General features: G+C 65.1%; 11 protein-coding genes. 10 read left to right on the top strand and 1 reads right to left on the bottom strand.

The window, feature by feature from the left end:
- Positions 1-432: 432 nt before the first annotated feature.
- On the bottom strand, positions 433-1,722 hold the full coding sequence (gene eno, locus ACTQ1Z_RS08215) for a phosphopyruvate hydratase (protein WP_343004860.1): 1,290 nt from the start codon (positions 1,720-1,722) through the stop codon (positions 433-435).
- A gap of 534 nt (positions 1,723-2,256) precedes the next feature.
- On the opposite strand from eno, the gene ACTQ1Z_RS08210 reads away from it, so the two are divergent.
- The 10 genes from ACTQ1Z_RS08210 to ACTQ1Z_RS08165 all read left to right on the top strand — a co-directional run bounded on the left by ACTQ1Z_RS08210 (position 2,257) and on the right by ACTQ1Z_RS08165 (position 12,995).
- On the top strand, positions 2,257-3,426 hold the full coding sequence (locus ACTQ1Z_RS08210; protein ID WP_441860156.1) for an MFS transporter: 1,170 nt from the start codon (positions 2,257-2,259) through the stop codon (positions 3,424-3,426).
- 115 nt (positions 3,427-3,541) lie between these two features.
- Positions 3,542-3,844, top strand: a complete 303-nt coding sequence (locus tag ACTQ1Z_RS08205) for an Asp-tRNA(Asn)/Glu-tRNA(Gln) amidotransferase subunit GatC (RefSeq protein ID WP_441860154.1) — start codon at positions 3,542-3,544, stop codon at positions 3,842-3,844.
- Entirely contained in the window at positions 3,844-5,367 is a 1,524-nt protein-coding gene (gene gatA / locus ACTQ1Z_RS08200) for an Asp-tRNA(Asn)/Glu-tRNA(Gln) amidotransferase subunit GatA (protein ID WP_441860152.1), read from the top strand. The genes ACTQ1Z_RS08205 and gatA overlap by 1 nt, the downstream gene beginning before the upstream one ends.
- On the top strand, positions 5,364-7,025 hold the full coding sequence (gene gatB, locus ACTQ1Z_RS08195) for an Asp-tRNA(Asn)/Glu-tRNA(Gln) amidotransferase subunit GatB (protein WP_441860150.1): 1,662 nt from the start codon (positions 5,364-5,366) through the stop codon (positions 7,023-7,025). The genes gatA and gatB overlap by 4 nt, the downstream gene beginning before the upstream one ends.
- 171 nt (positions 7,026-7,196) lie before the next feature.
- Positions 7,197-8,153, top strand: a complete 957-nt coding sequence (locus tag ACTQ1Z_RS08190) for a 2-hydroxyacid dehydrogenase (RefSeq protein WP_441860148.1) — start codon at positions 7,197-7,199, stop codon at positions 8,151-8,153.
- Positions 8,154-8,944: 791 nt separating this feature from the next.
- Entirely contained in the window at positions 8,945-9,604 is a 660-nt protein-coding gene (locus tag ACTQ1Z_RS08185; RefSeq protein WP_441860146.1) for an epoxyqueuosine reductase QueH, read from the top strand.
- Positions 9,605-9,922: 318 nt separating this feature from the next.
- A complete protein-coding gene (locus ACTQ1Z_RS08180) occupies positions 9,923-10,723 on the top strand; it encodes an SDR family NAD(P)-dependent oxidoreductase (protein ID WP_441860144.1) in 801 nt (266 codons plus the stop codon).
- A 457-nt stretch (positions 10,724-11,180) separates the two neighbouring features.
- On the top strand, positions 11,181-11,957 hold the full coding sequence (locus ACTQ1Z_RS08175; protein WP_441860142.1) for an SDR family NAD(P)-dependent oxidoreductase: 777 nt from the start codon (positions 11,181-11,183) through the stop codon (positions 11,955-11,957).
- 586 nt (positions 11,958-12,543) lie between these two features.
- A complete protein-coding gene (locus ACTQ1Z_RS08170; protein WP_320679559.1) occupies positions 12,544-12,834 on the top strand; it encodes a hypothetical protein in 291 nt (96 codons plus the stop codon).
- On the top strand, positions 12,717-12,995 hold the full coding sequence (locus ACTQ1Z_RS08165; RefSeq protein WP_441860161.1) for a KR domain-containing protein: 279 nt from the start codon (positions 12,717-12,719) through the stop codon (positions 12,993-12,995). The genes ACTQ1Z_RS08170 and ACTQ1Z_RS08165 overlap by 118 nt, the downstream gene beginning before the upstream one ends.
- Positions 12,996-13,168: the final 173 nt, after the last annotated feature.

The raw sequence follows: 13,168 nt of genomic DNA, 5'->3' as shown, positions 1-13,168 counted from the left end.
CCCCCCCCCCCCCCCCCCCCCCCCCCCCCCCCCCCCCCACATTTTCAAGCAGAAGACGGCAAACGAGATATGGATGCTCGTCTCGTGGGCTCGGAGATGTGTATAAGAGACAGCCCTCGTGCGGGGACACGCGGGCGCCTGGGGAGCGTGTGCGGGGACACGACGCTCCGGGTTGAGACTCGCGCGCGGGGACACGCGGCCTCGTGGACGACGTGCTGGGACACGACCGCCCGGAGGTTTTAGTTCGCGGGGGAGAGGGCCCACGAACATCGGGTAAAGCAAGACTCACGGAGCTGTTTGGCCCCTTGGGAGACGAGTCGGAGCCGAGTTCGCCCGACCGAGTCTATGCGGGAGAGATGCGACATCTCTGCTTTCGACTCGGCTCCCAAGGGGCCTCTGCGGCGGTGAGCGCGCCGCAGAGGCGAAAAGCCGTTACTTCAGGAATCGGAACGGGCTCATGCCGGCGTAGGTCGCGGCGTCGCCCAGCTCGTCCTCGATGCGGAGCAGCTGGTTGTACTTGGCGACGCGGTCGGTGCGGCAGGGGGCGCCGGTCTTGATCTGGCCGGCGTTCGTGGCAACCGCGATGTCGGCGATCGTGGTGTCCTCGGTCTCGCCGGAACGGTGAGAGACGACCTGCGCATAGCCGTAGCGCTCGGCGGTCGCCATAGCCTCGAGGCTCTCGGTAAGCGAGCCAATCTGGTTCACCTTCATGAGCAGCGCGTTGGCGGCGCCCAGCTTGATGCCCTTCTCGAGGCGCGACTTGTTCGTCACGAACAGGTCATCGCCCACGAGCTGCACCTTGTTGCCGATGGCACGCGTGAGGTTGGTCCAACCATCCCAGTCCTCCTCGGCCAGGCCGTCCTCGATCGAGATGATGGGGAAGCGGCCAATGAGCTCGCTCCAGTAGTCGATCATCTCGTCACTCGTGAGCGTGCGGCCCTCGCCCTTGAGCTCGTAGAGGCCTGTCTCCTTGTTGAAGCACTCCGAGGTGGCGGGGTCCATGGCGTACATGAAGTCCTCGCCGGGCTTGTAGCCGGCCTTCTCGACGGCGCGCTCGATCCACTCAAAGGGTTCAGCGTTCGTCTTGAGGTCGGGTGCGAAACCGCCCTCGTCGCCCACACCCGTGGCGTGCCCGCTCTCGGAGAGGACGCCCTTGAGCGTGTGGTAGACCTCGGTGCACCAGCGCAACGCCTCGGAGAAGGTGGGGGCGCCCACCGGCATGATCATGAACTCCTGGAAGTCGACGTTGTTGTCCGCGTGGACGCCGCCGTTCAGGATGTTCATCATCGGCGTGGGCAGGGTGTGGGCGTTTGGACCGCCCAAGTAGCGGTAGAGCGGCAGACCCACGGACTCGGCCGCGGCGCGGGCGCAGGCGAGTGAAACGCCGAGGATGGCGTTGGCGCCGAGGTTGCCCTTGTTGGGTGTGCCGTCCGCGGCGATGAGGGCCGCGTCGATGCCGCGCTGGTCCGTAGCGTCCATGCCGAGAACCGCGTCGGCGCACTCGTCGTTGACGTGGGCGACGGCCTTGAGCGTGCCCTTGCCGCCGTAGACGGACTTGTCACCGTCGCGCAGCTCGACCGCCTCGAACTCGCCGGTGGATGCGCCGGACGGCACGATGGCGCGGCCGTGCGAGCCGTCGCCGAGGGTGACCTCGACCTCGACGGTGGGGTTGCCGCGCGAATCGAGTACCTGACGGCCGTAGACGTCGATGATTTCGCTCATATGCGTTACCTCCTGACTGGGGCTGGGCGGCCCTCGTTGTTTCCCTTGTAGATATATACCACTAGTTAACCGGTATTAACACTAGAATTGAGAAATAGCTGGCCGAGGTTGTTGGTTGTGTGATTTGCCGAGGTGGACGGCGCGGCTGGTGCGGCGTTTCGGCACGCCGATGCGGCTGGTGCGGCGATTATGCACGCTGGAGAGCCACTGAGCATGCATAAACGCTACAGCAATGGCTGTGTTGTTACGGCACACCGGCGCAATCGGGGCAGCGCTTATGCACGTTGCCGCGGATGGCGGGGCGATTCGGCACGCCGACGCGGATGCCGCGGCGTTTTTGCATGCCGACGCGGATGCCGCGGCGTTTTTGCACGCTGGAGAGCCGCTGAGCGTGCATTAACGCCACGCAATGGCGGTGTCGTTACGAATGGCGGTGCCCTTGCGACATGGTCGGCAACGGCCTCGCGCTACAATGCGTCGAGAAATGAACGCTCAAGTGGGGGGCTGCTCGTGGACGCGACGCTCAGGCGGCTTGTGGCAGCGTGTTTTCTCAACCAGCTGGGATTCCAGTCCGTCTACTTCGTGGGCATCATCGGCTGCGCCACCTACGTGCTGGATGCGGGCGCGGCAGAGGTCTCGGCGCTCGTGTTCGTGATGAATGTCGTGATGCTTGTGGGGTACTCGGCTGCCGGTGCCCTCATTGACGCTGTGGGGCCGAGGATTGTGCTCGTGGCGTCTTTGGCGCTGCCGCTCGCCGCGGCCGCCGTCGTGCTCGCCATGCCCGTCTGCATGGCGTCGCTGCTGGTTGTGGCAATCGTGATGGGACTTGCCGGTGCCGCGGCATCGACAGCCGTCGAGACATTTCCTCGCTATCTCACGAACGACGAGGTCCTGCTCGCGCGCATGAACTCGCTCAACAGCGTGGTGACGTTCGTTGCCGTCATCGCAGGACCGCTGCTTGCCGGCGCCATCGCCGACGTGACCGACAGCCGCCTCGTGTTCGTCGTGCTGCCCGTGACATCCGTCCTTGGCGTGCTCGTTGCGCTGTGCCTTCGCGAGCGCGTTCGTCCCGAGCACCCGCAGGACAGCGGGCAGACCACGCCCTCCCTGCTCGCACGCGTGGCGGATGGCGTGCGCGCTACGGTGGCGAACCCGGCGCTCATCGTGCTGTTTGCCGTGTGTTTTCTCGGCAACCTTGGCTTTGGCGCGTTCGACTCGCTTGAGAGCCTCTTCTACCGAGACGTGCTTCGCGTTGGTGCCGAGTGGATGGGCTGGCTTACGGCGATCGTGGGCGTGGGTGCCACGGTGGGGTCTATCCTTGCCGGCCGCGTGCCCACGCGCCGCGTAACGCTGCCGGTGCTGTGCGGTCTGCTTGTGGCGGAGGGCCTGGGGGCGGTGCTCTACACGGCGACGCCGCTCGTGTGGTGCGCTGCTGCCGGCCAGCTCGTCCTCGGGGCAGCGAACGGCATGATCATGCCCCTGCGCGTGACGCTCACACAGCGCAACTGCGAGCTGGGCCACCTCGGCAGCGTGAGTGCGCTCATGCGCGTGGGCATCAGCGTGTCGGGCACGCTGCCGTTGCTCGCGGCGCCGGTGCTTGCGGATGCGTTTGGCGTGCAGGCGGTGCTCATCTCAGCGGCAGCTCTCGTCGCGCTTACGGGCGCTGCGCTGGCGGCCGCGGCCAGGCGCGTGCGCGCGAGCTAGGACGTGCCGCCCTCCGCCGCACTGTTACCGTACAGACACAAACGGCCGGCCCGCGGCCATAAGCGCGCAAGGTGCCATAGAATGGCAGGGTTAACCACTATGTATGGGAGGCCACATGGCACTAAGCGAACGCGACGTGCGCGGTATCGCGGACTACGTCCGCATTGCCCTCACGGACGAAGAGCTCACCGAGATGACGGCGTACATGAACGGCGCCATCACGGGGGTGCTCGAGCCCGTCCTTCAGTATGGCGAGGCTGACGTCCCGCCCACGTTCCACCCCATCGGAGACCTCTCCAACGTCATGGGCGCGGACGTCGTGACGCCGGGCCTCTCGATCGAGGACGCCCTGCTCGACGCCCCCAGCGCGCGTGACCGCTATTTCCGCGTGCCCTCCATCCTCGGAGGTGATCAGTAATGGCTACCCTCGACACCCTCTCCGCCGCCCAGATTGCCGCGGGCGTCTCCGCCGGTGACTTCACCGCGACCGAGGTCGCCCACGCCGCGCTCGACGCCGTCGAGGCGCGCGAGGGCGCCGTCCAGGCGTTCCTCCAGGTCTCGCCGGAACTCGCCCTCGACGCCGCTGCCCGCATCGACGCGGACCGCGCGGCCGGCAAGCCCCTGCCGCCGCTCGCCGGCGTGCCGCTCGCCATCAAGGACAACATGATGCTCGTGGGCACGCGCACCACCTGCGCCTCCCGCATGCTCGAGAACTACGAGAGCGTCTACACCGCCACCTGCGTCCAGCGCATGCTCGATGCGGGCTGCCTGCCCATCGGCAAGGCAAACATGGACGAGTTCGCCTTCGGCTCCTCCACGGAGTCCTCGGCGTTCCACCGCACCAACAACCCGTGGGACCTCGAGCGCGTACCCGGCGGCTCCTCGGGCGGCTCGGCCGCGGCCGTCGCCGCCGGCGAGGTCACGCTCGCCCTGGGCTCTGACACCGGCGGATCGATCCGCCAGCCGGCGAGCCTGTGCGGCGTCGTCGGCATGAAGCCCACGTACGGCGCGGTCTCGCGCTACGGCGTCGTGGCGTTCGGCTCGTCGCTTGACCAGGTGGGCCCCTTCGGCCGCAGCGTGGCAGACGTGGCGCTTGCGATGAACGCGCTCACGGGCCCCGGTCGCGACCCGCGCGACTCCACGAGCCAGGACTGCCCGGTTGACTTCCTCGAGCACCTCGAGGACGGCGTGGCCGGCAGGCGCGTGGGCATCGTGCCGGCGCTCATGGACGCCGAGGGCCTCACGCCCGAGGTCCGCGCCGCCGTCACCGCCGCCGCCAAGTCGCTCGAGGCACAGGGCGCCGAGCTCGTCGAGGTGGAGCTTCCCAACCTCGACGCCGCCATCGCCGCCTACTACGTCCTCGGCCCTTGCGAGGCCTTCTCCAACCTCGCCCGCTTCGACGGCGTGCGCTACGGCTACCAGGAGCCCAACTGCGCCACCCTGGCCGAGCAGAGCTCTCTCTCTCGCGCGCACGGCTTTGGCACGGAGGCCAAACGTCGCCAGATGCTTGGCGCTTGGCTGCTCTCCAGCGGTGTGTACGAGAAGTACTACCTCGCCGCCCAGAAGGCGCGCACCCTCATCACGCGCGACTACGCCGCTGCCTACGAGAAGGTCGACGTCATCCTGATGCCGGCCAGTCCGCGCACGGCGTTCAAGTTCGGCGAGATCTCCGATCCCACGCAGATGTACCTCTCGGATCTCTACACCATCAGCATCAACATCGCCGGCAACGGCGGCGTCTCGGTGCCGCTGGGCTTGGGTGCGGACTCCGGCCTGCCCACGTCTGCCCAGCTCGTGGGCCCGGCGTTCCAGGACCGCCGCCTGCTCACGTTCGCGCGTGCGGTGGAGAAGGGCGCTGCTGCCGCCGCGGGCCACGCGGACGGCTCGCCCGCGCTCGCCGTCGCTCCTGACTTCGCCGGGAAGGGGGGTGAGCTCGCATGAAGAAGCTCGCCGACGTTCTCCAGGACTGGGAGGCCGTGATCGGCCTCGAGATCCACACCGAGCTCACCACGCTCGACACAAAGATGTTCTGTAACTGCCACCTGTCCCACGACGACGAGCCCAACACCAACGTGTGCCCCGTCTGCCTGGGTCTTCCGGGTGCGCTGCCCGTGCCCAACCGCCGCGCAATCCAGTCGATCGTGAAGGCGGGGCTGGCCACGAACTGCGAGATCATGCGCCACAGCATGTTCTACCGCAAGCACTACTTCTACCCGGATATGGCCAAGAACTTCCAGACCACGCAGGGTCCCGTCGCCTTCTGCATGCACGGCCACCTCAACCTCGAGGTCACGGGCCGTGGCGCGGCGGAGCGCCCGGAGTGCGCCTTCGGCGAGGCCGAGGCCCAGAGCCTCGCGAGCGCCAGCGCCAACGCCGTGGGCCTCTCGACCGCCATGAGCGACCACCTGCCCGAGGGCGGCGCCGCTCGTCCCAAGGCCTCGAGCCAGGGCACCTATGACACCGCCAACCTCGTGCTTCCCGAGCGCGCGGAGGACGGCTCCTACACCGTGCCCATCCGCATCCTGCGCATCCACATGGAGGAGGACGCCGCCAAGATGGTCCACGTGGGCGGCGAGGAGGGCCGCATCGGCGGCGCGACGGAGAGCCTCGTCGACTACAACCGCTGCGGCACGCCCCTGATCGAGCTCGTGACCGAGCCCGACCTCCGCACGCCCGAGGAGGCGCGCCTGTTCATGGAGAAGCTCCGCCGCGTGTTCCTGACGCTGGGCATCTCTGACTGCTCGATGGAGAAGGGCTCCATGCGCTGCGACGGCAACGTCAGCCTGCGCCGCCGCGGCGAGACGAAGCTCGGCACGAAGACCGAGCTCAAGAACCTCAACTCGTTCAAGGCCCTGCACGACGGCCTCGAGTACGAGATCTGCCGCCAGGCCGAGGTCCTCGAGGAGGGCGGCGTCATCTACCAGGAGACGCGCCACTGGGAGCCCAGTCGCAAACGCACCGTCGTCATGCGCGTGAAGGAGACGGCGGACGACTATCGTCTCTTCCCGGATCCGGACCTCGCCCCGTTCGACCTCACGGACGAGTTCATCGACGAGTGCCGCGCGGAGATCCCAGAGCTGCCGGATGCCAAGCGCGACCGCTTCTGCGAGCAGTACGGCCTCAAGCGTGCGGATGCCGAGCAGATCGCTGGCGACCCCGTGACGGCGGAGTTCTTCGAGCAGGCATGCAAACTCGCGCCGGAGAAGGCCATGGTCACCGTGGGCAACGTCATGGTGAACCTCGCGCCCGCCTACGACGCGCTCACGCCCGCCCAGGTCGCGGGGATCAGCGCTCTGCTCGCGGGCGACGCCATCTCGTTCGCGCAGGCGCGCGAGGTACTCGACGCGGTCAACGGCACCGACCTCGACCCCGAGAAGGTCGTCGACGAGCGCGGTATGCGCCAGGTGAGCGATACCGGCGCGCTCGAGCCCGTGGTCGACGCCGTGCTCGCGCGTTGCGGCGAGCAGGTCGAGCAGTACCGCGGCGGCAACACCAAGGTCGTGGGCTTCCTCGTGGGCCAGTGCATGAAGGAGAGCCGTGGCAAGGGTAATCCTAAGCTCTTCAACCAGCTGCTGAGCGAGAAGCTCTCCCAGATGTAGCGCTTCGGGCGCCCGTCCCCGTGGCGGGCGCCTTTCTATGGCGTGGTCCGTCCATTGTGGCGGGTGCCTGCCTATGGCGCGGGTAACCCGTCATGGGCCGCTCGCGCGAACGCGCGTAACAAAGCCGATGCCCGTCCCTCGCGGCGGGCGTCTTCATAAGGAGACGATCGAATGAAGGTATCCCTGCTCGAGCCGCTCGGCATCCCGGAGGCGCGCGTCCGCGAGCTCGCGCGCTCCATCGAGGAGGCCGGTCACGAGTTCGTCTACTGGCCCGAGAAGACGACGGACGCCTCCGAACTCGCCCGTCGCTCTGCCGGCGCCGACGTGGTCATGATCGCCAACAACCCCTATCCGGCCGAGGTCGTGCGCGGCGCCGACGCGCTCAAGATGATTGCCGTGGCGTTCACGGGCATCGACCACGTGGGCCTCGACGCGGCCCGCGAGCGGGGCATCACCGTGTGCAACTGCGCCGGCTACTCGGACGTCAGCGTGGCGGAGCTTGCGGTGGGCCTCGCGATCGACGTGCTGCGCCACGTCGTCCCGGCCGATGCGGCGACGCGTGCGGGCGGCACCTCCGCCGGCCTCATGGGGCGCGAAATCTCTGGCAAGACCGTGGGCATCGTGGGCACGGGCCACATCGGGTGCGCTGTGGCGAGGCTGTTCGGCGCGTTTGGCGCCCGCGTGCTTGGCTTTGCGCGTCACGAGAGCGAGGCGGCCCGCGCGGCGGGCATCGAGTTCACGAGTCTCGAGGAGCTTCTCGCCGAGTCCGACATCGTGAGCCTCCACCTGCCCCTCACGCTCGAGACCCGCGGCTTCTTTGATGCCGAGAAGATCGCGCGCATGAAGGATGGTGCCGTGCTCGTGAACTGCGCACGCGGCCCGATCGTGGACAACGATGCGCTTGCCCAGGCGCTGAACTTCGGTAAGCTCGCTGGGGCTGGCATCGACGTCTTCGACATGGAACCGCCGCTGCCTCAAGGCTACGCGCTCGCCTCCGCTAAGAACTGCGTGCTCACGCCTCATGTGGCGTATCTCACCGAGGAGGCCATGGAGCGCCGTGCCGTCATCGAGTTCGACAACGTCCTCGCCTGGCTCGAGGGCGCGCCCAAGAACGTCTGCGCGCTTTAGGCGAGTGGACCACCTGCGCGGGGTGCTCCCAGTGGTCGCCCTCGTTTGCGAGGATGACGAGTGTGGTATAGGTATTGCCCTCAGCAAGTTGCTCGTTGAGGGCGTCGGTGAAGTGGTGGAGGTCGTTCTCGTTAAAACCGTCGCCGCACGTGTACCTGAGGGCGAACGAGCAGCTGCGCTCTTGCGCATGAGCACAGCATCGTGTAACAAATCGGAAACAATAGGAGAGCGACATCAAATGGACTCCTAAAGGAGCCTCGAGGTGTCCTGGTGATCTGAGTAATGGTCGCGGCACGAGTAGATGGTGACGATGGTGACCGATGCATTGCGGTCTTGGCATCGCGCTGGGCTCGCTTCAGTGCGCTGGCTTGTGAGCCGAACGACGCGCTGCGCTGCACTCGTTGCAAAAAAAAGCGCCCGGGGACTGGAGCCGGGCGCCCTTGCGTGCGGTCTGCGGAGAGGGAAGGGAGGAAGGGTAAAACCCCTCCGCACACCGCGCATGCTCGTATAATCGCGCGGGATGGTTACAGAAATATTTCGGGAGTCCGTCGTTTACAGACTTGAAAGAAACGGCTTACGCTGGCTTTACGCCGCCGCTCCCAAATTGATGGATGCTTTACGAGGACGCCTCTGCGATGATGGAGGCCTTGGATGGACGGTGCGTGCGGAGGCGCGCTGCGGCGGCGCGTGCGGATGCCGGCGGGGTGCGCGGTGGCGCGCAACGTGGCACAGCGGGCAACGTGCGCGCCCGACTTGCATGAACGTTCCGGCACCGACGGGGGAGGGCTGACATGATCGACATCGAGTACATCGCGCAGGAGACCGGCCGCGTGCCGCTGGCGCTTCATGCCTGCTGCGGCCCCTGCTCGCTCGAGCCCGTCGCGAGCCTTCGTGACGAGGGCTTCGAGCCCGTCATCCTCTGGGACAATCCCAACATCCAACCCGTCGCCGAGCACGACTTGCGCCTTGCCACGCTTCTGACGTGGGCCGACATCGCGGGCATCGCCGTGGTTCGCTGCGAGCGCGGTGCTGGATCCGGCGTCAACTCCGCGCTCACCCCGGCCGAGGGCCGCGAACGCTGGGAGCGCGTCGTTGCTCCCCATGGCTTCGACCGCGTCCCGCGCTGTCGCGCCTGCTACACGATCCGCCTGGATGCCGCATGCCGTGTGGCCCGCGAGCTGGGCTTCTCGCACGTATCAACCACGTTGGCCGTGTCGCCCTACCAGCTCTTCGAGGACTGCACCGAGATCCTCGAGCGACTCGCCGCGGCGAACGGGCTCATGCCCATCGTGCGCGACTGGCGCCCGCTCTATCCCAAGGCCACGACCGAGAGCCGCGAACTGGGCATGTATCGTCAGAACTACTGCGGCTGTCGCTTCTCCGCCGCCGAGGCCACGATTGAGCGCCACGAACGCCGCGACGAGCGCAAGGCCGCCCGCCGGGCGCGCTAGCTCGCACGATGCCGTCTCGGTGCGGCGACCCGCCTCGGCCAAGTGCGCCTGCATGACCGGCCCACTTCGGCCAAGCGCACCTGCATGACCGGCCTGTCTCGGCTACGCGCGCCTACTCAGCGTGGCCCCGGCTGCGCGCGCTCGTTCGGCGTGGTCCTTCTCGGAAATATGGGCCTGCTGGCTCGAATAATCCCTTCTATCGGGCATCGCGCCTCTCCCGCCGAAACCTTATCCAATACAGGCTGTCCCTCTGTTACGTTGACACAATCGGTGATCCGAGCGGCAGACGCTCGGGGCCGACTAAAAAGGGATACCAACATGGGTATGTTTGACGGCAAGGTCGTTATCGTCACTGGCGGCGGTAAGGCCACGCTCAAGGACGGCAGCGCTGGTTCCATCGGTTATGGCATCGACATCGCCTTCGCCAAGGAGGGCGCCAACCTCGTCATCACCGGCCGCAACGTTGCCAAGCTCGAGGCCGCCAAGGAGAGCCTGGAGGCCGAATACGGCATCAAGGTCCTCGCTGTTCAGACTGACGTTTCCGCTGGTCAGGACAATGAGGCCGTCGTGCAGAACGTCATTGATAAGACGATCGAGGAGTTCGGCCGCATCGATGCCGTCGTCAACAACGCCCAGGCTTCCGCTTCCGGCGTGACGATCGAGCAGCACACGATGGACCAGTTCAACCTCGCCATCTACTCGGGCCTCTACGCCACGTTCCTCTACATGCAGAAGGCGTATCCGCACCTGAAGGAGACCAAGGGCTCCGTGGTCAACTTCGCTTCCGGTGCCGGCCTGTTTGGCAACTACGGCCAGTGCTCCTACGCTGCGGCTAAGGAGGGTATCCGCGGCCTCACGCGCGTCGCTGCCAACGAGTGGGGTAAGGACGGCGTGAACGTCAACATCGTCTGCCCGCTTGCCTGGACCGCTCAGCTCGAGAACTTCGAGGCTGCGTACCCCGAGGCCTTCAAGGCTAACGTCCACATGCCGCCGGCTGGCCACTACGGCGACGTCGAAACCGAGATCGGCCGCGTTGTCGTTCAGCTCTGTGGCCCTGACTTCAAGTACATGAACGGCGAGACCATCACCCTTGAGGGTGGCATGGGCCAGAGGCCGTAAGGTTTCGCTGCTGTTTGTCGTGGCATCGTTGCCGTGGGGCTCCGCTTTGTGCGGAGCCCTATCTTTTTGGCGGGTATCGCGGGGATGCCGGCGATGCGCCCGAGCGTAGGGTGGCGACCTTGCATATCGCGAGACATGTTCAGCGCGTGCCGCGCGGGCGATCTCCACGTTTTGCATCTGCCAGCGCCGGCTGCCACGTTTTGCGCGCGCCGTGCGCGTAAATCACGGCTGCGGCCAACGAATGCGTGATGTCATGCGCGCAGAACGTGGCCGAGAGCGCCAGCCGCTCCTGCCACGTCGCAATCGCGAGCGACCTCTCGTCCAATACCTGACATTAACGGACGTGATTACCGCATAGGGTCAGCCAGCTGCCATCTGCCGAGAAGGAAACGACGGCTCGTCTCGTCTGTACCAGACTATTGCTAGTCGTATTACCTAACAATAGAAGGGATTTGCCATGCGTTTTGAAGGAAAGAGCGTTGTCGTCACTGGCGCAAGCTCGGGCATGGGCCGCCAGATTGCCTACGACTTTGCCAAGGAAGGTGCCACGGTCGTTGCCGTCGCTCGCCGCGAAGAGCGCCTCGCTGAGCTCGCCTCTCAGGCCGAGGCCGATGGCCTGCCTGGCAAGATCCTGCCTTACGTGGGTGACGTTTCTGCGCGCGAGACGAATGACGGCATGATTGATTTCGCAGTTGAGAAGTGCGGCAAGCTCGACATTCTCGTGAACAATGCGGGCATCATGGATGGCTTCGAGCCCATCGGTGACATCTCGGACGAGCGCTGGGACAAGGTCTTCGCCGTTAATGTCAAGGGTCCCATGTATGCTATGCGCAAGGCCGTTCAGGTGATGCTTGGCCAGGAGACGAAGGGCAACATCGTCAACGTTGCTTCCATCGGCGGCACGAATGGTGCTCGAGCTGGCGCGGCCTACACGGCTTCCAAGCACGCGCTTGTCGGCATGACCGAGAACACCGGCTACATGTATGCGCATGAGGGGATTCGCTGCAACGCCATCTGCCCCGGTGGCGTCGAGACTGAGATTAGCGGCTCGATGATGGCCGATTCTGGCATCGATCAGTTTGGTATGGGACGTGCCATGGCGGGTCTCGACAAGGAGATTCGTATGGGCAAGCCTGAGGAGCTTTCTGCTGCGGTGCTGTTCGTCGCCAGCGACGACGCATCGTTCATGACGGGCGCCTGTGTCAAGGTCGACGGCGGTGTGAGCGTTAACTAGCGGCGGCCTTTCACAACGTGTATGCGGGCGCTCGGCGGGCATCTGCCTGTCGCGCGCTATTTGCTGGCGGCTCGCGGAGCGCACATGCTTCGTCCCTGTTGCCGCTTGTTCGGATTTGCGATTTTTCTTCCGCCCTGGCTGGCGGGCTTGAATGCTGTCCTTCCGCCCTGGCTGGTAGGGTTGAATGCCGTCCTTCGGCGCTGACTGATGGGCTTGAATGCCGCCCTTTCTGCCCCCGATTCTGTAAAAGTGCGTCAAGTAGGGGGCTAAATTGAGGTTGTCAAAGTAGACGCCATGTTTAGCATGACAAAACCGCAGCTAAACTGATTGCGTGATTCGGTTCTACTTGACTGGAGTCCAAATAGCCCCCTACTTGGCGTGTTTTCTTGGCAGGGGACGTCGGCGTGTCATCCAGACATCTCCTCGCGCCTTGGCGGGTACAATCCGGTCATTGAACATCGAAAGGGTTTTTGTCCGGACAACTGACCAGGCGTGCCCTTGAGGAGTCGCTCAAGCACCTTCTCCTCACCAAACCCCTGACAAAATTACGATCGCTGATCTCACCGAGGATTGCGGAGTCAGCCGCATGACGTTCTACTACCACTTTCAAGATATATATGACCTGGTAGAGTGGTCGTGCGAGGAGGACGCGCGTCAGGCTCTCGCCAACAATAAAACTGCCGAAACCTGGCAGACGGGCCTCGCCAATATCATGTTCGCGGTTCGTGACAACAAACTATTCGTCATGAACGTCTATCACTGTGTCAGTGCCGAACGGATTCAGCGCTTGTCAACTTCGCTTCCAGCGCCGGCCTGTTTGGCAACTATGGCCAGTGCTCCTACGCTGCGGCCAATCTCGGTCTCGACGTCGCCGTAGTGACCTGCCTTGTGCGGAGCCCTTTCTTTTTGGCGGGTGTCGCGACTGCAAGCGCGCCGCTCAGCGACGGCCACGTTCTACGTGTCCCGCCGCCACGCCCCGCGCGCCACGTTTTACGCGTCCCGCCGGCGTTCGCTCTCGTTCTTTCTTCCATTGCATAGAATTGTGTTTGCCGAATCTTTAAAATAGCGGAGTCGAAATTCGATAGCAAAAATAGGAATCGTTGAGTAGCCATAGCGTAGGCGTTTGTAAAGCCGCAGGTACCAGACTTGCTGCCATTTGCGCTACTTGGGTCGCACACTTTTAGCTATCGAATTTCGTGTCCACTATTTAT

It is taken from the genome of Parolsenella sp. LCP21S3_E11 (assembly GCF_052118165.1).
In the GTDB taxonomy this organism is placed as follows: Bacteria; Actinomycetota; Coriobacteriia; order Coriobacteriales; family Atopobiaceae; genus Parolsenella.
This window is presented reverse-complemented; position numbering and strand designations above follow the sequence as displayed.

What these genes read in the sequence shown, in the direction of transcription:
- eno (WP_343004860.1), bottom strand. Translation starts at nt 1,722, where the DNA reads ATGAGCGAAATCATCGACGTCTACGGCCGTCAGGTACTCGATTCGCGC.
- ACTQ1Z_RS08205 (WP_441860154.1), top strand. Translation starts at nt 3,542, where the DNA reads ATGGCACTAAGCGAACGCGACGTGCGCGGTATCGCGGACTACGTCCGC.
- gatA (WP_441860152.1), top strand. Translation starts at nt 3,844, where the DNA reads ATGGCTACCCTCGACACCCTCTCCGCCGCCCAGATTGCCGCGGGCGTC.
- gatB (WP_441860150.1), top strand. Translation starts at nt 5,364, where the DNA reads ATGAAGAAGCTCGCCGACGTTCTCCAGGACTGGGAGGCCGTGATCGGC.
- ACTQ1Z_RS08190 (WP_441860148.1), top strand. Translation starts at nt 7,197, where the DNA reads ATGAAGGTATCCCTGCTCGAGCCGCTCGGCATCCCGGAGGCGCGCGTC.
- ACTQ1Z_RS08185 (WP_441860146.1), top strand. Translation starts at nt 8,945, where the DNA reads ATGATCGACATCGAGTACATCGCGCAGGAGACCGGCCGCGTGCCGCTG.
- ACTQ1Z_RS08180 (WP_441860144.1), top strand. Translation starts at nt 9,923, where the DNA reads ATGGGTATGTTTGACGGCAAGGTCGTTATCGTCACTGGCGGCGGTAAG.
- ACTQ1Z_RS08175 (WP_441860142.1), top strand. Translation starts at nt 11,181, where the DNA reads ATGCGTTTTGAAGGAAAGAGCGTTGTCGTCACTGGCGCAAGCTCGGGC.
- ACTQ1Z_RS08170 (WP_320679559.1), top strand. Translation starts at nt 12,544, where the DNA reads ATGACGTTCTACTACCACTTTCAAGATATATATGACCTGGTAGAGTGG.